This window comes from Bradyrhizobium shewense, from assembly GCF_900094605.1.
In the GTDB taxonomy this organism is placed as follows: Bacteria; Pseudomonadota; Alphaproteobacteria; order Rhizobiales; family Xanthobacteraceae; genus Bradyrhizobium; species Bradyrhizobium shewense.
The window spans coordinates 107,052-127,662 of the sequence record NZ_FMAI01000008.1 but is presented as its reverse complement, the minus strand read 5'-3'; the positions used below and the strand labels follow the sequence as shown (position 1 = coordinate 127,662).

13 protein-coding genes are annotated in these 20,611 nt (G+C 57.1%); 5 read left to right on the top strand and 8 right to left on the bottom strand.

Annotated elements, in window-relative coordinates; all coding sequences use genetic code 11:
• Positions 1-37 precede the first annotated feature (37 nt).
• A complete protein-coding gene (locus GA0061098_RS17255; protein ID WP_165637425.1) occupies positions 38-1,879 on the top strand; it encodes a site-specific integrase in 1,842 nt (613 codons plus the stop codon).
• Positions 1,880-2,749: 870 nt separating this feature from the next.
• Here the strand turns inward: GA0061098_RS17255 and GA0061098_RS17245 are convergent.
• The 4 genes from GA0061098_RS17245 to GA0061098_RS17225 form a co-directional block, all read right to left on the bottom strand.
• Entirely contained in the window at positions 2,750-4,708 is a 1,959-nt protein-coding gene (locus GA0061098_RS17245) for a DEAD/DEAH box helicase family protein (protein ID WP_129590877.1), read from the bottom strand.
• A 577-nt stretch (positions 4,709-5,285) separates the two neighbouring features.
• Positions 5,286-5,636 carry a hypothetical protein gene (locus GA0061098_RS17240; protein ID WP_129590876.1) on the bottom strand — a complete coding sequence of 117 codons (351 nt, stop codon included), beginning with the start codon at positions 5,634-5,636 and terminating at the stop codon, positions 5,286-5,288.
• A gap of 197 nt (positions 5,637-5,833) precedes the next feature.
• Positions 5,834-7,462, bottom strand: coding sequence for a recombinase family protein (locus GA0061098_RS17235; protein WP_091958193.1), 1,629 nt, complete (start codon positions 7,460-7,462; stop codon positions 5,834-5,836).
• 1,678 nt (positions 7,463-9,140) lie between these two features.
• The gene (locus GA0061098_RS17225; protein WP_091958185.1) at positions 9,141-9,812 is read right to left on the bottom strand and encodes a recombinase family protein; all 672 of its coding nucleotides are present in this window, start codon (positions 9,810-9,812) and stop codon (positions 9,141-9,143) included.
• A 167-nt stretch (positions 9,813-9,979) separates the two neighbouring features.
• Here GA0061098_RS17225 and GA0061098_RS17220 point away from each other — a divergent pair, with 167 nt between their 5' ends.
• The gene (locus tag GA0061098_RS17220; protein ID WP_091958180.1) at positions 9,980-13,936 is read left to right on the top strand and encodes an NACHT domain-containing protein; all 3,957 of its coding nucleotides are present in this window, start codon (positions 9,980-9,982) and stop codon (positions 13,934-13,936) included.
• Between the two features lie 147 nt (positions 13,937-14,083).
• On the top strand, positions 14,084-14,506 hold the full coding sequence (locus tag GA0061098_RS43815; protein WP_129590875.1) for an NAD(+)--rifampin ADP-ribosyltransferase: 423 nt from the start codon (positions 14,084-14,086) through the stop codon (positions 14,504-14,506).
• A 160-nt stretch (positions 14,507-14,666) separates the two neighbouring features.
• On the opposite strand, the gene GA0061098_RS17210 is transcribed toward GA0061098_RS43815, so the two are convergent.
• Positions 14,667-16,025: an ApeA N-terminal domain 1-containing protein gene (locus GA0061098_RS17210; protein WP_091958172.1), complete on the bottom strand. Its 1,359-nt coding sequence runs from the start codon at positions 16,023-16,025 to the stop codon at positions 14,667-14,669.
• 646 nt (positions 16,026-16,671) lie between these two features.
• A complete protein-coding gene (locus GA0061098_RS17205; RefSeq protein ID WP_091958169.1) occupies positions 16,672-17,220 on the bottom strand; it encodes a TetR/AcrR family transcriptional regulator in 549 nt (182 codons plus the stop codon).
• 115 nt (positions 17,221-17,335) lie between these two features.
• Here GA0061098_RS17205 and GA0061098_RS17200 point away from each other — a divergent pair, with 115 nt between their 5' ends.
• Entirely contained in the window at positions 17,336-18,193 is an 858-nt protein-coding gene (locus tag GA0061098_RS17200; protein WP_091958167.1) for an oxidoreductase, read from the top strand.
• A 62-nt stretch (positions 18,194-18,255) separates the two neighbouring features.
• Positions 18,256-19,257 (top strand): NADP-dependent oxidoreductase, encoded by a 1,002-nt coding sequence (locus GA0061098_RS17195; protein WP_091958163.1) that lies wholly within the window; start codon positions 18,256-18,258, stop codon positions 19,255-19,257.
• A gap of 141 nt (positions 19,258-19,398) precedes the next feature.
• Here GA0061098_RS17195 and GA0061098_RS17190 read toward each other — a convergent pair whose 3' ends face one another.
• Together GA0061098_RS17190 and GA0061098_RS17185 are read right to left on the bottom strand one after the other, a co-directional pair.
• Positions 19,399-19,818, bottom strand: coding sequence for a CBS domain-containing protein (locus tag GA0061098_RS17190; RefSeq protein WP_038948176.1), 420 nt, complete (start codon positions 19,816-19,818; stop codon positions 19,399-19,401).
• Between the two features lie 182 nt (positions 19,819-20,000).
• Positions 20,001-20,471 carry an aminoacyl-tRNA deacylase gene (locus GA0061098_RS17185; protein ID WP_091958158.1) on the bottom strand — a complete coding sequence of 157 codons (471 nt, stop codon included), beginning with the start codon at positions 20,469-20,471 and terminating at the stop codon, positions 20,001-20,003.
• Between the last annotated feature and the right edge of the window lie 140 nt (positions 20,472-20,611).

Genomic DNA, 20,611 nt, shown 5'->3' with positions numbered 1-20,611 from the left:
GGTGGTAGCAGAGAGTAGTAGCTTTTTGATGCGCGCGATGCCGGGACTGATCCAAGACAGACACGGGACTTACTACGTCCAACGGAAGGTGCCGGAACGTCTCCAAGAAGCCGTCGCACGCGTCCTCAATTCCGAGAAACCCAAGCAAGTCTTCCTCAAGAAGTCTCTCGGCACCAAGGTGCTGAAGGAGGCGAACATTGCTGCCACGCACGTGTTGGCGGACTTCAATCGGACGCTGGCAAGTGCCGAGGCCCTGCTCAAACAACGTCCCTTAGTAGCCTCGGTCACTGACGCACAGATCAAGCGAATGGCCGAGCACTACTACGCCTCCATCTTAGCCCTTGACGAGGAGGAGCGGCAGGAGGGGACAGGGTCAGAGCCAATCTTCCAGAGTGTTGCGGCTCAGCTTGCTGCTGCGGGCCTAGAGTTCGAGACACCATTCAAGGTCGGCGCGCTGCCTGAAGCGGGCTTGTCCGACCGGGAGGTGTTCAAGCGAGAGCACGCGCTGGCCGAGAGCCGACCCGACGCCATGTCAGCGCTCTCCAAGGGCGACATCACTCATGTGCGCTTGGACGTAGAGGAGTTGCTGGAAGAGTTTCAGCTGAACCTTGACAGCAAGAGCCATTCGTACAGACGACTGGGAATGGCTGTGCTCGCCGCTCGCGTAAAGGCGCTCAAGGACATTGATCGGAGGAACGCGGGCGATCCTGTGGATACACCAGCATTCGCCAACGGTCCCGTGAGTACTCCAGCAACAGGAGGTACGCTCAGGGAGGCTTTGGAGGGCTGGAAGAAGGAGCGGCAGCGGCCCGAGGACGGCGTCTACGAATACACCCGTGCCGTTGAGATGTTCATCGAGCTGCACGGCAACCTGCCCATTGGGGACATTAAGCGCTCGCACGCGAGCCAGTTCCGTGATGCCCTAAGGCAAGTGCCCAAGACGCGAAAAGGGGAGCTACGAGATGCCGGATTGCTTGAGTTGCGCCGGTGGGGCGAGCTGCATCCAGAAGCTCCGAAGGTCTCTGCGGGGACCGTGAACAAGCAACTGGGGGCGGTGCAGGCTATGATCGGCTGGGGCTTCCGTCATGGACTTGTGCCCGATGAAATACCCGAGACCGACCCGTTCAAGAACCTTCGGGTGGAGGGCACACAGTCAACGCGGGACGCATTCGATCCGCACGGTTTGCAGGCTGTATTTGACGCGCCACTGTTCACTGACCACGAAATCCCCGCGGGGGGCAAGGGACTGACTGCAGTTTGGCTTCCGCTACTCGCCGTGTTCATGGGGGCACGACAGAACGAGTTTGCCTCACTTCGTGCGTCGGACATCAGAGAAGACGCGGAAACGCATACTTGGCTCATGTGGATCGCCCGCGAAGCCGCTGCAGGCAAGCGCGTGAAGAGTGATGCTGGGGAGCGGGTGGTTCCTCTACACCCGCAGATTATCAAGCTCGGTTTTCTTGACTACGTCGCTCAACGTAAAGAACAGGATGGCGACAAGGCGTGGCTATTCCCAGCTGTGGCACCTGATCAACGTGGCGGGCGCAAGTCTTGGGCCAAATGGTGGAGCCGTTATCTTCGAACACACATCGGCATCGAGGACCAAAACCTCGTCTATCACAGTTTCCGGCATGGCTTTCAGGATGCGCTTCGTCGGGCGACGCCTGATGAGGAGTTGCGAGACGCCTTGGCAGGCCGTAGCGCTGCAGGAAAATCTGTCAGCCGGACCTACGGCGCCAAACAAATGCTTCAACGCTGGGGCATTCAGAAGCTGCAGGAGACCATTGCCAAGATCGATTTTCCCGGTCTGGACCTGTCTCGTGTCCGCACCTCTTCCCCTGCTGCTCGCATCACACGCGGCACCAAGGCAACCCGATGATGGCGGAAGGTCTGCAGGGGCTCACCGAGAGCTGGTCGGCTAAGGCACGAGGAGCGGACGAAGCCGGAGCAGTTCGGTAGGTCGCAGTTTGACCCAAAGCGGCCCACCAGCCATCTAGCCAGGAGGCGGGTGAAGTCTATGCCATTTTACGCGAGCAGTTTCTTCTGATCCGCCGCGCCGTACTTCATCTTCTCTGAAACTTTTCCAATACCGCCAGGTGCAATATAGCCCGCACAGCCAAAGGAAGACGAGAAGCAGGACAAGCGGAAGAATGACGCTTTTCGCGAACTCGGTTACGTCGAAAATCTTGAGCAAGAAAATCAGGGCGAGACATACAACTCCAGCAACCGCAAAGCCTCGCACTCGAAACCGCCAAACTCGGACTTCGTCTGAAACAGTCATCCCTGTTCCTTCAGGGTACGTGCGCTCTCGTGTTTAATCGGCTCTGCGGTTTTCGTCTTCGAATGGCGGACGACTGAGATGTCTCATGAGACGCCCCTCATTGCCCCATCCGTACCGCTTAGCGAACGGAACGTACACAAGGCAGGCTAGGCCCAAGGCTATCAGTACCACGACGAGGCCGAGGCCGAGGAACATGAATGCGCTTGACGTGCCCCCGACGACGAGGACGAGCATAAGGGTGGAACGAATGCTGAAAGGCGGCATCCCACCAAAGTAGCACGAGGACGCTCTCAGCTGGCAGCTCTCTGACGATTAGGGTTTGCAGACCATTAAGTCAGCTTCTGGTCCGTAGCGGCATCTGGGGCCAAGCCGCCTATGTCCGCCATTGCGTTCTAAGCGGACGTGCCACGAAGAAAAAAAGCCGCACCAGAGCGTCCGAAGGGAAACCTTGGTGCGGCCAGTGATGTGCTACGCTGCTTTCACGAGGAAGCTTTTGGAACCTCGCCCGACACCTGGAATGTAACTCACACCCATTTCCATGAGCGCTTGTGTTGTCGGATGTTCGCCGTTGTTCAAGGTCTCCCGCAACTTCTTCACACTGCTGAGCTGCAGAGCATGTTGAATGATCGAGAGGGAAACGACGCCTGCGGTGACGTTCCGCATGTACTCAATTAGCCGAACGTGAGAGCTTCCCGCCCGAGGCCGCTTCTCCTTCGCGGGGTCGAGCGAGAAATCCCATGGCTTCACGACAATGCCCGGCATGTCCGCCTTGATGTCCTCGAGGATGGCATCTCCCATTGCATCCTGCGGCAGTACGATGAAGACGTCAGCAGGGGGGCAGTGCCCTTCAGCATCGATCACATGACGGCAGCAGATGCGGTTGATTGCTTGTATCACCGAGACCGACAACTGCCGTTGCTCCATCTCCTTGCGGACGTTCTTGTACTGCTTCCACTCTGGTGACTTAAGCCACTCACTGTCCTGAGCTCCCTGCAAGGCGCAGAACATGTTAGTGGCCCACGTCTGGGGCCGGTAGGGCAGGCCGAGGATGAGCGCCGTGTCGAAGTCCTGCCACGTGTTGCGACCGTCAACGGCCCCCCAATGCCCGACCGAGAACTGCTTGAAGCTCGCCTTTTCGACCCATCTCTTCGTAACGACTTGTTCGACGTCCTTGTGGACGCACATGAAGACAGAGCGTTCGGGACCTACCGCTGTTTCGATTGATTGCCGAACACGTGAAAGCCGATCCTTGATCCGTTCAATCATGGCGTTCTTCCCAAGGCCGGAAGCCCGCGCAACATGGAGCTTCACGCTGCTATAGTCCCGAGCACGCCCCGGAACGGTCGGTCGGAGATGATGTTCCTCGAAGAGGTCCCATAGGAAGTTCGCGCGTGCAGTCGCATCTAGGACCACAGGTCCCGGCGCGTTCAGGGGCACCGCCAAAGCTGCAGAGTTAATTGAATGCCATTCGCCGGACTTGGAGTAATACGCGAACTGGTCCAAGCACGACTGAACGGCATTGATCGTTTCCTCAACACGCTTCGCCAAGCGGCCTCTGTCTGCGGCGCTGGTGTGGTTGTACACCATCCGGTCGTACGGGAGGGCCAGCATTGCTGAGATGAGGGGTGCGAAGTCTACGCACGCGGGTGCATTACCGTCTTCCCAGATCAGCGACATAGCGCCGTCGAGGTCGTCAAGGTCCACGTAAGCGAGGAGCACCCGATGCACCTCTTCGAGAACGGCGACTTGCCCGGGCAATTCAGCGCGCACGGCAGGCGGAATGAGGCCGATCACGAAAGCAAGGTTCTCCGTCGTAGCGCTGCTTTCGTCCACGACATTGGCAAGAGCCTCATCAATGATGGTGAGGAGCCGCTGTCCCCCTCTCCAGGACACCAGCCGTTCCCAAGGCCGCCAGTCCTGCCCCTTGACCTTCCTCTTGGCGTTCAGGAAGGCTTGATGGGTGATGATCACCACATCGCTCTCATGCAGCTCCTCGTGCTTAGCGTAGCTGTCCGAGTGATGCACGACAGCCACTGAGCGGCCAGCCAATCTGTTGATTGTGTCCTGAATGTTGTTCGCATCCTCCCTCAGTCGCGTCACGATGAGGATACCAACCGCTTTCAATGTGTCCTCCGTCTCTCGATTGAGGTCCGCTTGCATAGCAGCGTACACGCTGCCTTGTGTTTTACCAGTGCCCGTTGGAGGCTGCAGAATGCGCCATGGAGATTGAACACCGCTGGCTGCTTCAACGATGGAGGTCTCGAAGTTCTCAGCCATGATCCTCCAGAGCGTCTGAAGGTCTGACGAGGAGTGTTGACCAAGGCCGCCTTCGGAGCGAGATTTGGTCCAGTGCGCGTTCATCCGCTGGCTGAAATCCTGCGGGCACACGAGTGCATATTTTGCTTTCGGTAATGTAGTGTCGTGCATAGTGTTGGTGTTCCTTGTGGGACACGACAAGCCGCGCGGTGAACTCCGAGGAGCACCGTGGAAGGGCTTGTGAATGTGGTTTGTGAAGATGGTTGGTCTCGACTAGACCAGCCGAAAGGAGCCCCTGAAGGGTCTAAGGGAGGTAATGGAAGCTAAGAGTAGATCGGAGAGAACTTCATCTTAAATCACCCCCCGAAAGCTCTAATAGAAGGATAGCCATTAGAGGTCTCAGGGGGCACCTTTCCGAAGGATTGTGGCGTTGGTGTATCGGTACAGTTTATGACTAGATGAGAGCTCTCGCTCTGACACCACCAAAGAAGCTCCGAAGCGCTCTCAAAACTCATCAGCCGCTTTCCCCAAGCCTCTGGAGGGCTGCTAGGGCTTGGTTTTGTTGGTGTTCGCACCAAAGCTTCCAAAGTGCCCCAATCGGGGCCAAGGTCCGCTCGGACGGGGCATCTAGGGAAGGCGAGTTAAAGCGCGTGGTCTCCCTTGGTCCTCCTGCGGGACCGGCCGTCTGGACGCAGTGGGGCGCGAGGCATCTTCAATAGAGACGACCGCCGACCAAGGGCCGCCACCATCAAGCGCGCCACTGCCACACCGCGCTCAGTGAGATACACGCGGTGCTCCCTTTGGTCAGGTGGCCTAACGTGGCCAGTCTCACCAGCCCGAAGCCGGGACGGTTGTGACGGTTGGTCTTCCCAAGGTCGAGCAAGTGCCTCGATAAGGTGCTAACCGGAAGCTCACGCCGCGCCGCCAGAGCTGTGATGGAGAGGCCTTCCTCCTGTGCTATTTGAAGGAAGGTCATCACGTACTGAAACGGCATGGTGCTCCTTATGGAGAGCATCACGCTGATGGCGTTGGCGACACCTATCGCTACCTCGCGAAGCTCTGGTGTAAACCAGTTCGGATCATTCTCCTGCTCAGTCAACGGCCGGCTCCTGGTTCCGAAAGAGCCCGAGCGATACACCATCCCTACGTGGGCGCGCACTTCGCGACACAACTAGCAACTATCTTCAACAGGATTTTGGGGGGCATGAGTGCAGGTTTCCACCGCTGCGCCTGAAAGAAGTTCTCTGCCCGTTCAAGTATTGGCGCTCACCGCGGCAATTCAGACATTCACAGCGGCTAGCTGGACGTAGATTTCGATTTGCCGGGTTTTGTGAGCGCAGTCTCTGATGAACGCAATGCTTTGTTGACCCGCCTGATGAGAAGCCGGGATAGCTCCTCGAAACCATCAAATCGCACAATTTTGTGGGATGCTAGCGAAGTCTCGGAAAACCAGAACAAGCGGCCGTGGAATGAAAGCGAAGTTGAAGGCAACAGTACATAGTCTAGGATCGCCTCGTTTTTCTCGCCCAGCCTGAGTGCGACAATCCATCCTGTGGGGCTCCGCACGCGGCGCATCAATGACCACCGTATCGAGTTGCCAACATGTTTTCGCCACCTAGCCACTCGGAAGCAAATGTTTACACAGCCATCGACACGGACACATTCGGCGGATACGTCCACAGTGGCTGTTCTGCCGGTCCGCTCAAAGGCGTCTGCAAGGCATGCAGCATTTTTGAGCTGAAGTTCGGTCCAGCACTTGTGTGCATCTAGCGTGTCCCAATAACTCTGATTGCCGGTGTATCCGATCAGGCGGTAGATATTCCGCAGGGTGCCGAAGTGATGCAGATAGGTAGTGAGGGATGGCAGACCGGGAGCGGCCTCAATAATTTTCGCAGTGAGTTTGCCCTTCTTCATCAGGACTTTTCGAAGGCGGACGAGCATTTCCTCTTCTGATATGTGGACGTGATGCTGCTCTAAAGCCTTGCTCACTCTTTTGAAAACGTCAGGCTCAATTATCGGTTCAATCGCGCCTTCGCACCTCACCCAAAGCTCCTTTGGATTATGTGTTCTCTTGGTGCCGAGTTTTCTCGTGACACGGTTGTACAGGGCGTTGCCGATATAAGCCTCGCGGCGCAACATGGAGCTGATCACATTTTGGCGCCACGGACCTCCTGTATTCGTCCGCACTCCGCGTCGGTTAAGCTCCCGCACAATCGCACTTTGGGAGGTGCCTCGGACGTATTCATCGAAGATCCACTTTACTACGTTCACCTGCTCCTTCGCTCCGGGCGCGAGCCGTACTCGGTCCGTAATCAGAAATTTGTGTTCACCGGGCCGCAGTCTTCCTTTCAGCCGGCACTTGTCATCCACGACCTGTCGCTCTAGCCCAAACAGCGCAGGTCCGCCCATTTTATAGCCCAAGCTCGCTAGACGCATTGCTCCCGCGTGAACCTTGCCAGAAAGCTCTCGGCTGAACTCGGCGGCCATAACTCTTTTTATATTTTTGATAATGCTGGAAAGCAGACTACCGTCATTGTCAAACTGCTCGGCGCAATAGGCTACCTTCACCCCCGCCTTGCGGCAGATGAACTCGTAATGCGCGCTCTCATCTACGTCCTGAAAGCGTCCCCAACGACTAGCGTCAAACACCAGCAGATGGCCGAAGTCCGTCTGCCCAGATTGAACGTCCTCGATCAACTCGATCAAACCTTGCCTATTCTCAATCTTTAACCCGCTCTCGCCCTCGTCGCGATAGGTGCGGACAATCGTTAGTTTGTGAAGCTCGGCATACGTCGCGATCACTGCCGCCTGATTTTCGATCGAGTATTGTTGGTAGTCCGTTGACATGCGTACGTATTGCGCCGCACGGCACATCTTTTGAGATAGAGGTAGCCGATCCTTGTGTACGACGAGAGCTTTTGACATTGCCGCGGCTCCCACTTGCAGTCCATCAACTGAAGCGACAATATGCGCTGATATGCAATCAATAGAAGTGCGAGTACCGTCAGCTATTCTGTCCCATCTGAGCTGGCTGCTGGCGCTCTGGGATCTCATCAATGTCAATGTCCGATGCGCTGTTGAGGAGATAAGCAGAACCCGGGGTTTTGGCGCTTGGCACTTAACAGCCTCAACGGAACGATCGGATCAGGACGTCTGTGTCTGCAGAGTTTCAGTGTTGGACGAGTTTCGCAGGAGGCTCAGCATAACGTTGGAGGCCTTCGAGCTGCAGCGTGTCTTCGAGTGAATGGTATCGGTTGCGAAGACGGTAAAGGCGTTTCAACAGCGCCCTAGGTATCGGCGGGTACTCCGTAGGCCACGGCTGGTCCCGCTTGACGGCCTGCCGGTTTCTCCAGAGACGGCTCATTACCTCGATGTCGGCGCGTAGCTCTGGTGTGTGCTCGGGGTTTTCCGGTCCATCCCATTCGTACTGCTTCGGCACCGGGCGGCTAAAGGGCGGCATGTTGAAACCTGGTGCGCGGAGGGACGCCAACGTCTCCACGGCGTACGGATGATCTGCGCCCTTTTCCATGGCATAGATGTAAGACGCTGCGGTCGGATAAGTCCTGCCCGGAGTGAGGTAGACATCCCGGACGAACTCAGCGAGTTTAGCGGGAGACCACCCGGCCTGAAGCCACCGAGGGCGGAACGTTGCTGGATGGTTGGGAGATAGGAGCGCACCCGCGTGAAGTCCGGGGCCTGTGTCGGCCTTGTGTGTGTTGATTTTGGTTCGGTCACACGTGTGATGGTTTGATGATGATGATGGTGGTGCGAGGGCGCACGCTTCGCGGCCCATCGTTAGACCTGCGTGCTGCTCGGGGCCGCTGGTGAAGGCGCCTTCCTGTGTAGGAGGTTAGCGACGCCCGCTAAGTAGTTGGCATCGTGGGCCAAGGTGTGCAGATAACGTCCCTTGCTGCCCTGTAGCGACTTTTCATGCTTTCCCCCGGTCGTGGGGGTGGAACGCTGATAAGGGCTTGGCCGCATTACCAAAGGTGCTCAGATGAGGCGCCTTTGGGCAGAAGTCCGGTACGACGGCCCCTAAGCCCTTGGCTTCATGGGCCAAGGTGCGCAGGGAGGCCGCTTGACCACAGTCGCTTCGCACCAGATTGGGAGCTGCACCGCCGCTGTTGGCGACCAAGCGCATCGGAGGGGGCGCCTTCTGGTCTATTGTACGGTCGAAACTGGGTAACCCTTTGCAATCATTGTGCGACCCTATGAGTTGAGCACCAATTTGATCGCTTTCTGCCATATGTGGGGGTGAAACCTCGGTAACTCGTTTGAAACAAACAACAAGAGGCTTATTTGCGGGTTTGCCGAAGAAAACGTGAGGCTCATTCGGGTCCCAAGGCCTAGCGCAGCGACCGATCCTGAGGCTCTTGGTTCGATACGGGGCACGTCGTGCGCTAACTGCTGTCGTCACCTCAGAAGCGATTGGCGGCTTTAAGCCAGATATTTGAAGCCGGGTGGCGGCCTCGATCCAGATTGGGACCCCTATTGAAAAAGGGGACCCAAGATTTTCGGGAAGTCTTGGTGCCTATCATCCTGACCGGTCGCCTAATTGCCAGCGCGCCGAACACCTAAGCGTTGTCATCGGTGGTTTCTGTGCTCAAGCCCGCTCAAGGATGTTTGCAACGCTCTGAGCGTACCATTGCCCTCCGCGTGCCGTAGGGATGCCCCGAGCATTCAGCGCGTCCACAATCTGCCGCAGCGTGCTGGCGCCGGCCTTCTGTGCCTCGCGGATGATCGGGAGCACGTTGGCCGCGTATCGTTCAGCCTCAGCCTTCACGGCTTCCACGGCTTCCTTGCGGGCCATATGGAGCCTTGGGTTGCCCAAGGTGACCCCGCGCGTCTTGGCGGCCGAGAGGGCTTGCCGGGTGCGGGTGGAGATCAGAGCGCGTTCCTTCTCGGCTAGCGCAGCGAAGAGGTGGAGCACGAAGGGATCAACGTCCGGACCGAGTTCGGCAACCAGGAACGGCACCTTGTGAGCCATAAGGCCGGAGATGAAGTGAACGTCCCGGCTGAGCCGATCAAGCTTAGCCACACCTACGTGACACTTGAGCTTCCGTGCGGCGGCCAGTGCTGCCTTGAGCTCCGGCCTGCGGTCCAACGCATCGGCGCCCTTGCCGGTCTCCACCTCAACGAACTCCCGGGCCACCTCATATCCCTCGGAGGAGGCGAAGTGAGCGAGGGCTTGCCGCTGCGCCTCAATGCCTAAGCCTGAGCGGCCTTGGCTGGTGGTGCTGACCCGGATGTAAGTGACGAGGGGAGCTGCGGGCACGTCGGAGGTCCTCCAGAGCTGGGCTGTAAAGAACCTTATCGACCATTTAGGTTTTATACAAGCGCGATTGCGGAAATTGGGTTCATAAGTTCCCCTCGTGCGCCAGCAGAAGTTGCGAAATCGATAGGTTCACGTTCAATAAGGTCATCCAACTTGCCGGTGACCAGATGCTCTTTGATAACTTTTCGGCGCAGTCTTTCGAACGTTTGATCCAAGCGTTGTGTGTCAACGTACTTGGACCGGGGGTCGTCGTATTTGGGGCTGGGCCAGACGGCGGGCGGGAAGCTGTCTTTGAGGGCACAGTGCCCTTTCCTAGCCTAAAAGCCCCGTGGAGCGGCTATATTGTTGTCCAAGCGAAATGCAAAGAAGTCCCGAAGGGCGACGCCAGAGATGCCAGTTGGCTGATAAACCAACTGAAGGCGGAATTTGCCAAATTTCAAAAGACCAAGCGTCTTCGACGCCCAGAGTATTACATCATAGCGACTAACGTCACACTCTCGGCCGAAGCAAAAAATGGTGGAAGAGCGAAAGTCGAACGTCTACTCGAACAATATCAGAAGAAGTTGAAATTCAAAGCAGCTGCAATATGGGCAGCAGATGATTTGCGAGCTCTTCTGGAGAATGCCCGCGACGTGCGCATAACCTACTCGGCTTGGCTCACGCCGGGGGATGTTCTTGCTGAATTAATTGACCACATTGCACGCCCAAAGCTCAAGGATGTTCTTCCATTAGCGCTCGCTCGTGACCTGAGGCAAGAGCGTGACATTCGCCTCAGGGACGCCGGACAAGAAACAGAGAAGCCGGTTTACCTACACGACCTCTTTGTTGATTTGCCCTTTCTACATGAGGTGCATGTAGAAAAAGGTAAGCCTCAAGATGGGGGCGAGGAGGATGAGGACGAGTTACCGTTCCAGAACTCTGACGAACCGAAAGAGAGAGCTCCGAACATCGTCGCTGAAATCTTGCGACGGGCAGCAGACAAATTGGATAGTGAGGCCATCTCTTGTCACCCGCGACCTGACAAGGAGCGGTTGCTTCCATTGCCCAATAGAATTGTAATTCTCGGCGGCCCAGGGCAAGGCAAGTCAACTCTCGGTCAGTTTCTGGCGCAGGTGGCCCGAGCAAGGCTACTATCTCAGCATTCAAGCGCACAACTAAACCCCCAAACAGGTGATCTTGTTTTTCCTGTTTTGGAAAGAGCTCGTATCGAAGGTCTACCGCTGTACGGCCCTGCTCGTTTTCCAGTTCGCGTCGATCTACCTCTCTATGCGGATGCTTTGCAGAAAGCAGGAGGCGATGGCGTCAGTCTTATTGCCTTCATGGCGGCGCGTCTTTCTCGCGATGTGGATCAGGCTATATCGGCAACCGACCTGCGTCACTGGTTATCGAGTTGTCCCGCGCTGATCATCCTGGACGGCTTGGATGAGGTGCCGCCAAGTGGAAATCGTGCGCAGCTTATCAAGAGCATTGATGCGCTTTGGGACGATTTGAGCCTAGCGAATTCAGACGCTCTTGTTGTCGTCACGACACGACCGCAGGGCTACAATGACGACCTAAGTTCTCGATACTGGCAGCATTGGGAGCTTTCGCCGTTAACTCCATCAAGCGCTCTGAATTTCGCTCGTCGGCTTTCCGAAGTTCGTCTCTCGGACCCGGATAGGCGGGAGGCTGTTCTTGCTGAGCTGACCCGCGCGGCAAGCGATGCATCAACCATGCTCCTGCTCACGACGCCACTTCAAGTGACTATCCTCTTTGGAATTTCCCTTCTGAAAGGCGCCATACCACAGGATCGGTGGGAGCTTTTTGAGCGCTACTACACTCTTCTCCGTGATAGAGAAGCTCAGAAATCAAGTTCTGATGCTCAGCTCATTCGTGACTACAAGAGGCAAATCGACACCATACATTATCAAGCGGGGTTCATTCTCCACGTCATATCGGAGGTCGCTGGCGCGGCTAATCCGCACCTATCTATTGATCAGTTCAGAGCGTTGGTCGTCAGACTGTTATTCGAGGAGGAGTACACTCCAGAGGAGGTTTCCAGCATTTCTGAGCAACTTGTTCGAATTGCTACTGAGAGGCTTGTTTTGCTCGCATGTCGCGTAGAAGGCAGGATCGCGTTCGACGTGAGATCATTGCAAGAATTCATGGCAGCCGCTCAAATCGCTGCGTTCTCGACCACAATCGTAGTGCAGCGTTTGCGAGCAATCGCGCTCAGCGCTCACTGGCAGCACGTCTTTCGTATAGCTGCGAGCAAGATATTTTCTGTGGCTGAACTCAGTCCACTGCGTTCCGAAGTGGTCGCAATCTGTCACGCGCTCGATAATGGCGATCAAGGTGAAGACGGTCGATTGGTGCGCTCCGGAGCAAGACTTGCGTTGGAGTTGTTGCACGACGGTTTGGCTCATACTGCTCCGGTCTTCCGCAGAAATCTCGTTCGCCGGGCACTGTCTGTACTGGATATCGGCCCAGACATGTTGGACCCGAGGCTCAAGCTCCAACTGGTTTCAGGCACTGCAAACGTGTTCCACGAGGAGCTAACTAGTCGACTTGCGCAAGGGAACACTCCGGCTGCGAAGGCAGCTTGGGCGCTAACAACAGAGCTCCTTGATGTTGATCCTGCCTTCTCGGAGAGCATCCTGCTGGCTCATTGGCCTTCCGACCCGCAGCGAGTGCTGGAAACCGTGGATGTCATGACCGGTACTTGGACTAGTCGGTTACTAGAGAAAATCAAACTAGCTCAAGCGGAAGCCGGCCCGCGGGCGACCCATCGCTTCATCGACAGTATTGACTGGTACGACGAGGATGAGCCGCCGAACGCGGTGTTGGAAAGAATGTTGAGCTTTAGCGTTCTTCCATCAGGTTTCTTGAACAATCGCCTCACTGAACGAGTAGCAATACGTGATCGTCGCGGCCACGTGGTGGCAAACTCGATGTTCGTTTCTCTTAACGAAGCATCTGCTTACGTTGTTTGCCCCGGTTTGCAAGCTAGGCCGAATTGGGGAGCGTACCTGGCTCTTGCGACTTTTGTCGGCAAGCCATCCGCTACGTCACTTGCGGGAATGCTCCGGCAAATGGCCATCTGCGGTTACGAAGGGCTTTCAACGCAAAGTCTGCCTTGGATTTGCGTCTCTATGCTTGCGGAACTACGGGACGGAGCCTCAGCAGAGTTGCTTGCGCAGGAAGTTGAAGATGGGAAGTTTGGCGACCTCGATGACTGGAAAGCGGCCGAGGAACGGTGGATCGAGAAAGGTGTTCACCCCGGAGATTTTGAGCCGTGGGCGAGCGGGCGATACTTTAATGCAGGTGTGGGATCAAAGGGGTTTGCCTATCTGAATGCATTGAGGCACTTCGGGAGAGACGCCGGACCATTCGAATACGACGATTTCATTGTCGTTCTGCGTGGTATCCAGTCTGAGCAGAAGAAAATCAGGCTGCTTGAAATTCTGATTTCAACCACGCGCCACACGCCGAACAATGCTCTTCCGCAAGGGGCGAACGAGTTAATAGAGGAAGCCATCGACGTCGTCGCAGATCATCAGCACCTCAAAGTGGCAAGGCTGTTTAGTTACCTGCTAAGGACGCTTGGTGCTTGGGAGAGAGACAAGTTCGTTGATCTCGTTGATGAAGCGGGGCGTCGGGGAGCGCATCAATTTGCGCCAGCACCTCTCGTTGCTGCGGCCTTCACCCGCGATCCTCGACGGCGAGGTCTTCTGCCGTTTCTTAGGCTCGGACCGGGAACGGGATTTCAAGCTGCCGTCTCTCGGCTAGACAGATCAGCGTTCACGGCTTTGCCAAGTGACCCGCCATCTGTGCGACACGCAGTGGCGCTGTTGCGGCTCGGTGGACATTCTTGGGCAGAAAAAGATGTGCCGGAGCTCCTTCGCGATTTGAATTGGGCGCCCGGAGAGCTTCACATACCTTCCTCTGCCATTCCAGACTTGCGGAAGCACCCCGACTATCCGTCCTTTCTCCGAGCCATTTGCTTAAGGCCCGTTGGAGAGCCGATCGTTTTGCACGTTCCTCTTAGGCTTCTCGCGTATGATCTTGGAGCGCGGCCGTCTCCGTTGACTGAGCATAGCAAGCGAGCTGAGCTGGAACTTCCGGATTTTCCCAATGAAAGCTGAGCCCATACGTTCAGCGCTTTGTTCGAAGGCAAGAGTTTGCGGCAAGCCGCTCCGCGTGACTTAGCGCTAACCTAACGGGGCTTATCGGAGCGGATCGATCCATTCGGAGAGTTCTCATCGAGGTTGTTGATACCTTGGATTGAACTAATGAACCAAAAGCTCGGAAAGAGAAAACGTAGAACGGGGCTAGCACCAGCGGCCAGATCGAAGGTGCCGGGACAAAGTGACCCGCGGCCATATTTTCATGGGGGCAATGCTGGCCTTAAGGTCGGACAGTACATTTTGCCTCCAGCGGAGACTGGGGCAGCGCAGAACGGCAGTGTGCCTTCTCACATTCGGGGAAAGGACCACATCTACATGGTCAGGGATTTTGTCGAGGCTGCCCCTTGGGCCGCGCATCACGAGAGCCCAATCATCTATCAGGTTGAGCCTGAAGGTAATGTAGAAAACGATCCGGACGTTGAGAAGCCCGGGCTATCTTATCGGTGTCCTAAGGCCAAGATTGTCGCGGTACACAACATCCCGGCGAACCTCCTTCTCGCGGCACAGCTTGAACTGCTGCGCAGATGATCTGCCGAACGTTGTGGCCAGTAGCGCTTACTTGAAGAAAATACAAAACGCAGATACAAAAGCCAGCATCAGGCGAGCAAATTCGTTAGTTTTTCAAGGCTGAGGGCGGCTACTGTCAGTACCCACCCAACTGTACCTGATCGTTGCCAAGCTGCGCGCCTCAGCGAGAATGGTCAGCTTTGCAAAGATCACGATACGTCGGATCATTCTGGATGAGCATTCTGACCTCGGCTTGGCCGAACCCTATGGCTCGTAGTATCGCAATTTCGAGCAGTAGACTTACTTTCGACGTCAAATACCAGAACTTCAGTGTCTCAGTGTAGGCCCGGATTTTCTTCTCCTTCCTCTTCCCTTCGTAATGCGTCAAATAGTTGCGTATATCCCTTATCAGAGCGATGTCCTGCGCTTCATCTCTGAATAGCTTGCTGAGTAGCTCCTTGTCGCAGGCAAATACGTCCCTCAGGCGGTCGGCCAAAGAGATTTCATTCAGATAGCTAAGTTTCCGTACGAGTTCCCCTTTAGCCTTCCAGCGAGCAGGAATTGCCTCAACGAGTTTGCGCTGCAAAACCGAGAACTGCTTCTCCGTAACTATCCTTCTTGTCGGGCGGGTTCTTCGGTGAAGTGCTTCTAACGCCTGCACATAGGCAAGGAATTCAAACTCACGATATTTCTCTGGTTGCGACAGCAGTGCAGCCCGAAGGGAAATCACCGGCTCTAGTTTGTCGTACTTGGCAAACCAGGATCGGAGCACTTTCGCGTAGACTGTTTGCTTCTTTGGTCGAGTAAAGAGCGGATGAAGCGTCTTCGTCTCAGCGGTTCTGCTCGCTGACCAAGGCGTTACGACTGAAGCGCTGCCACTCGGTTCTCGCTCAAGAGTATACACACGACAGGCTATCGGGCACCGGAGAGCCAGTGACATCAAGCGGCAAGTTTTTGTCACCCACTGCTCTGCGGTCAAAATTGATTGTGGTTCGCCAAACACAATGCGAACTCCATGCCGCTCAACCAAATTCAATTCTGATGCCGACCGAGTTTCGCAACTAATGCCGGTACCAAACTGAAAAGTCGCCCCTCCGATTTGGACCTCCTTGGTCCTCTTGCCTCGGTAGGTGGCCCTTACTTCGTTTTTCGCTGATTTGAGGGTGATGCCCCTAAGTCCGGTCCAGCGTATCATCTCCGGCGTGGTAAAGGACAACGCTGAGGCAAGCTTCTGATTTAGACTGTCCATCAACGCTCCTACCGTGACGATGTTGACCGCGATGGTTGCCTTTCTTTCCGTAGGTATCAGGGGCACACGAGTGGCGAAGCAGTCGAACAGAGTAATCTCTTTGCTCTCCGCGTTTCCGTGCATGTGGAATTTCTGGCGATCATCGAGCGCGATCAATTCGCGACCATCGCCCTCGAGCCTTAGAGTAGCTGATCCGCTCTCGTCGATATCGAGTGAACCCGAAAATTTTGAAACTGGATTGTCAATGAGCCAGAAGACCCCTGAGAAAGTTGCACCGAGTAGCGTTTGCATTATTCCAGCCCCCAATCGGACATCTACCTCCAGTATGGCAGGTCTCGAACGCCCACGCGCGCTGCTGACATCCGAAAAGGCATGCCCCCTCAATGTTCAACGGGAGTGACCTCTGGGCCCGTTGAAAGTGGTAGCATCCCGTGGTAGCAATGGCAGGGCAGCAAAGTCGATTTGGCGTGATTTTTCAGTGCCTTCAGCCGTCGCCCTTCGTCTCCCCTAGGGAGCGCCATAGCCATTGAAATGCCAGACAGATCTGTCCGATTTGTTCCACTCGTTTTTTCGGTGGGACAGCGTTTGATCTTGGGCTGTTCCCAAAGCCTGTCTCTCCTCTCAACCGCTCAAAGTCCACGTCCCATTATCTGAGACATGCCCTCGCTGCCGTCCTGCATCAGTTGGAGGAGGCTCTTTGCGTTCACCAATGCCAATAGCCATCATCTCATGCGGCGTAGCTTGCATTGAGGTGACGGTGCCGGACTGCACCCCTTAAGTGAGACACGGTAATTGCAGTGACAGTGAGGTTGTCACAATGCGTTACCGTGCTTTGTTTTGCGCGAAGGTGAGACAGACCGTCTCGCCTCCGATGGAAATGCAATCAGTGGCAGCTGCTGCATTCGCAGCTTCGAATACCGGTGAATTGAGTGCCCCGTCACGATAGCGAATTCCTCGTCGCGCGAAGTATATCGTCCGACAGCTTGGGATCGTTCACCGCCCGGGCGAGGACCAAGGCGCCGACCAGGGAGGCGGTGGCGGCGAGCGCCTTGTCCCTACTCTGCCGTGGCTTCAGCGAGGAGGCCATTCGGCCGCTCAGGAAAGCTATCGCGCCCAGCACGCCGGCCGTGAAGCGCTCTCTTACGCCGCTGCTCTGGCGTGAGATATCGCAAGCCAGGGCGGCAAAGGGGCAGCCGCTTGCCGGATCGTCGCGATGGGCCGGCGAGAGGTAGTCCGCAACGTAATCGTCGAGAGCAAAGGCCTCGGGCAATTCCTGCGCCTTGGCCGCGATCGCGTAGGCCACCGCTTCTTCGACGAGTCGTTCCTTGGAACCGAACTGACTGTACAGGCTGCCGTGTGTCATCCCGGCCGCCTCGGCAAGAGCATCGACACCCACGCCGGAGATGCCGCGCTCTCGCATCAGGCGGGAGGCGGTATCGAGGATGCGCTCGCGATTCTTCGCCGCCTGTTCTTTTGAAACGCGCATGTTCGCTAGTCCTCAATCACGGGGCTTGACAATTATAATTACGATCGTCATGTATATCAATAGTTACGATCGTAATCAAAACAATTCTAGGCCAGTGGTAGCGCCGGAGAGGCTTATGAACAGGATTGAACCGAAGATCGCGCTGGTGACCGGCGCCTCGTCAGGCATCGGACAGGCCACGGCGGAGCGGCTTGCGAACGCCGGCTATAACGTGTTTGGCACCAGCAGGCGGGGCACACAGGCTGGCAAGCATCCGTTCGAGATGCTGTCCCTCGACGTGACCAGCGATGCATCGGTAGAAGCAGCCGTCAGCGAAGTGATACGACGCGAGGGCCGCATCGACCTGCTCGTGAACAATGCCGGCTTTGGTGTTGCCCCTGCGGGAGCGGAAGAGAGCTCGATGGATCAGGCACGAGCGATCTTCGACACGAACTTCTTCGGGCTGATCCGGATGACGCGGACCGTCGTGCCGCACATGCGACGCCAGGGGAGTGGCCGCATCATCAACATCGGCTCTGTGCTTGGCTTTCTACCGATGCCGTATGGCGCGCTCTATGCCGCAACCAAGCACGCGGTGGCCGGCTACTCGGAGTCGCTCGACCATGAACTGCGCACGAGAGGCATTCGGGTCTCGGTGATTGAGCCCGCGTACACCAAGACGCCGTTCGACGCGAACTTCCTGGAGCCCGATGCCAAGCTCGATGAATATCGCGAGGCGCGTGCGGGCGTGACCAAGAGGGTGAACGAGGTGATGGCAACGGCCGAACATCCGGCCGTAGTGGCCGAGGCCGTGCTGAAGGCGGCGAGCGCGATGCGGCCGCAAGTCCGGTACGCGGCTGGCAGCCTCGCGAAGCGCCTGCGATTCTTGCGGCGATTTGCGCCAGCCGGCTTGGTGGATGCCGGCATACGAAAAGACCTGCGTCTTGATGTGCGGGCGGGATCGCAGCCCGCCCGCACCGCGCGGGCCTTCTGACGGCAACAACCGGCGGCCTCTTGCCGCCGCGACTGCGAGGAACCTTCCGACCGAGAGGGAAGATGAAAGCTCTTGTCTTCAAACGTTACGGCAAGCCGGATCAGGTCGCATTGGCTGAAATTCCCCGGCCGACGCCCAAGCCGAACGAAATTCTGGTCCAGGTTCACGCCGCGGGCTTGAACCCGATCGACAACATGATTCCGAAAGGAACGTTCAAGCCCATCCTCAAGTTTCAGCTGCCGGCAACGCTGGGCAGTGATCTTGCAGGCGTCGTCGTCGAGGTCGGAAGCAGCGTGACCCGCTTCAAGCCGGGCGATGCCGTCTTCGCCAGCATCTTCGATCTCGGAACCGGCGCTCTCGCCGAATTCGCGCGCGTGCCGGAGGATGCCGCCGCGCTCAAGCCGCCAAATCTGGACTTCGTGCAAGCGGCATCGATCCCGATGGTCGGCCTGACATCCTGGCAGGCGCTCAAGGAGCGCATGCGTCTCAAGCCCCATCAGAAGGTGTTCATCCCCGCGGGTGCCGGCGGGATCGGCACCTTTGCGATCCAGCTCGCGACATGTCTCGGAGCCCGGGTGGGCACGACGACCAGCACAGGAAATGTCGATCTGGTGCGCAGCCTCGGAGCTGACGAGGTGGTCGACTACAAGACACAGCAATTCGAGGACGTGCTGCGGGACTACGACGCCGTGCTGGGCACGGTCCGGGGCGATGCGCTCGAAAAATCGCTTCGGATCCTGAAGCCGGGTAGCACGATAGCCTCGCTCATCGGGCCACCGGACGCCGCGTTCGCGCGCACCCGAGGGATGAACTTCTTCATGGTGTTCCTGTTCGGATTGCTGAGCCGCAAGATCATTCGCCATGCCGGCAAGATTGGCGCGGAATATTCATTCCTGTTCGTGCATCCGGACGGTAGCCAACTCGCCGAGATCGGCGAGCTTCTCGAGGCCGAGCGCATCCGGCCGGTGATCGACAAGGTGTTTCCGTTCGAACAGGCGAAGGAGGCGCTGGCGTATCTCGAAAAGGGGCGAGCCAAGGGGAAGGTCGTTGTCCAGATGAGGTAAAGCGCCAATTCTGGCTAACAAAAACGTCCAACATCGCGTCCAACAACGCGCGTGGCTCGGGCTCCCCTCAACGCCTGTTTGAGCGGCGATCGCGAGAAGAGCCCTGGCCGCAAGTCCTGGCCGTAAGTCCTGGCCGCAAGTTCAGTGATGCGCCGAAATGCTCCTGACGGTCTCGGTGAGCATATCGCCGGACGTGGAATGGCCGACGTCGCCCAGGCTGATGATGCCGACCATCCGCTTGCTCTTGTTGATCACCGGCAGCCTGCGGACCTGCAGCTTCTCCATGTGATGCATCGCCTTGGCGAGGTCATCGTCCTCGCGGCAGCAATGGATGCCCTCGGTCATCACGTCGCGCGCCGTCGCGCGGCCGGCATCGAAGCTGTGGCTCGCGAGCCCTTTGCAGACGATATCGCGGTCGGTCACCATTCCGACCAGCTTGTCATCCTCGCCAATCGGAATGCAGCCGATGTCATGCGCCCTCATCAGTTTGGCAAGCTCCGTGATTGGGGTGTTGGGGCTGACCCAGTCGACACCCTTGTGCATCACGTCTTTGACTTTCATAGCGAGCCTCCGTTCGTGGGTTTCAAGTGTGTTGATGCAATGCAACGGCACCCCAATCTCCCGAACTCCGACCAGACAAGCGCAGACACTCTCGCCGCCACCCTGCGGAACGGTATGACGGCGACCTCGCGGCCAGAGTTCCCGCCCAAGATCGCAACGGCAATGGGCGGTGTACAAAATCCTCAGTCATGCGCGCTGAAGCGCCCGTGCGGTGCGTTGGCCGTCAGGCGCGCAAACTGCGCGTGACCCATATGGAGCAGCGTCTCATGATCGCCGGCTTCCATATAGATGTCTGGCTGTGCCTCGATGCTGTCCTCGACGATCATTTCCAATCCGTAGCATTTGCCGACGGCGGGAACCGCACCGTGTGCACAGTCGCTGAACAGCCGATTGACCTCGGTTTCATTCGCCATGTGGACATTGTCGCCGAGGCTTGTCCTCAGGTCCGACAGGCGGAGGTGATGCGATGCGGGCAAGATGGCCAGCATGTATCCGCCGTCGCGCCGCAACACGATGCCCTTGGCGAGGCGGTCGCCCGAGATATGGCATGCCTCAGCCGTTCGAGCGGACGTCATGCTGAGTTCGTGCGGGACCACCTCGTACTGGATGTTCTCAGCGGCGAGGTATTTCTGGAGCGTGGGAGCAATGGCCATGGCATCACCTCCGATGCGGAATGCAAGCCATCCACCGTGAGGGCGACCCTGCAGACTCTCGCCATACGATGGGCGGCTGCCTGATTAGAGACCCAACATAGATCTTCCATCCGCAAGCCGCAATTCAGCGTTCGCGGTTT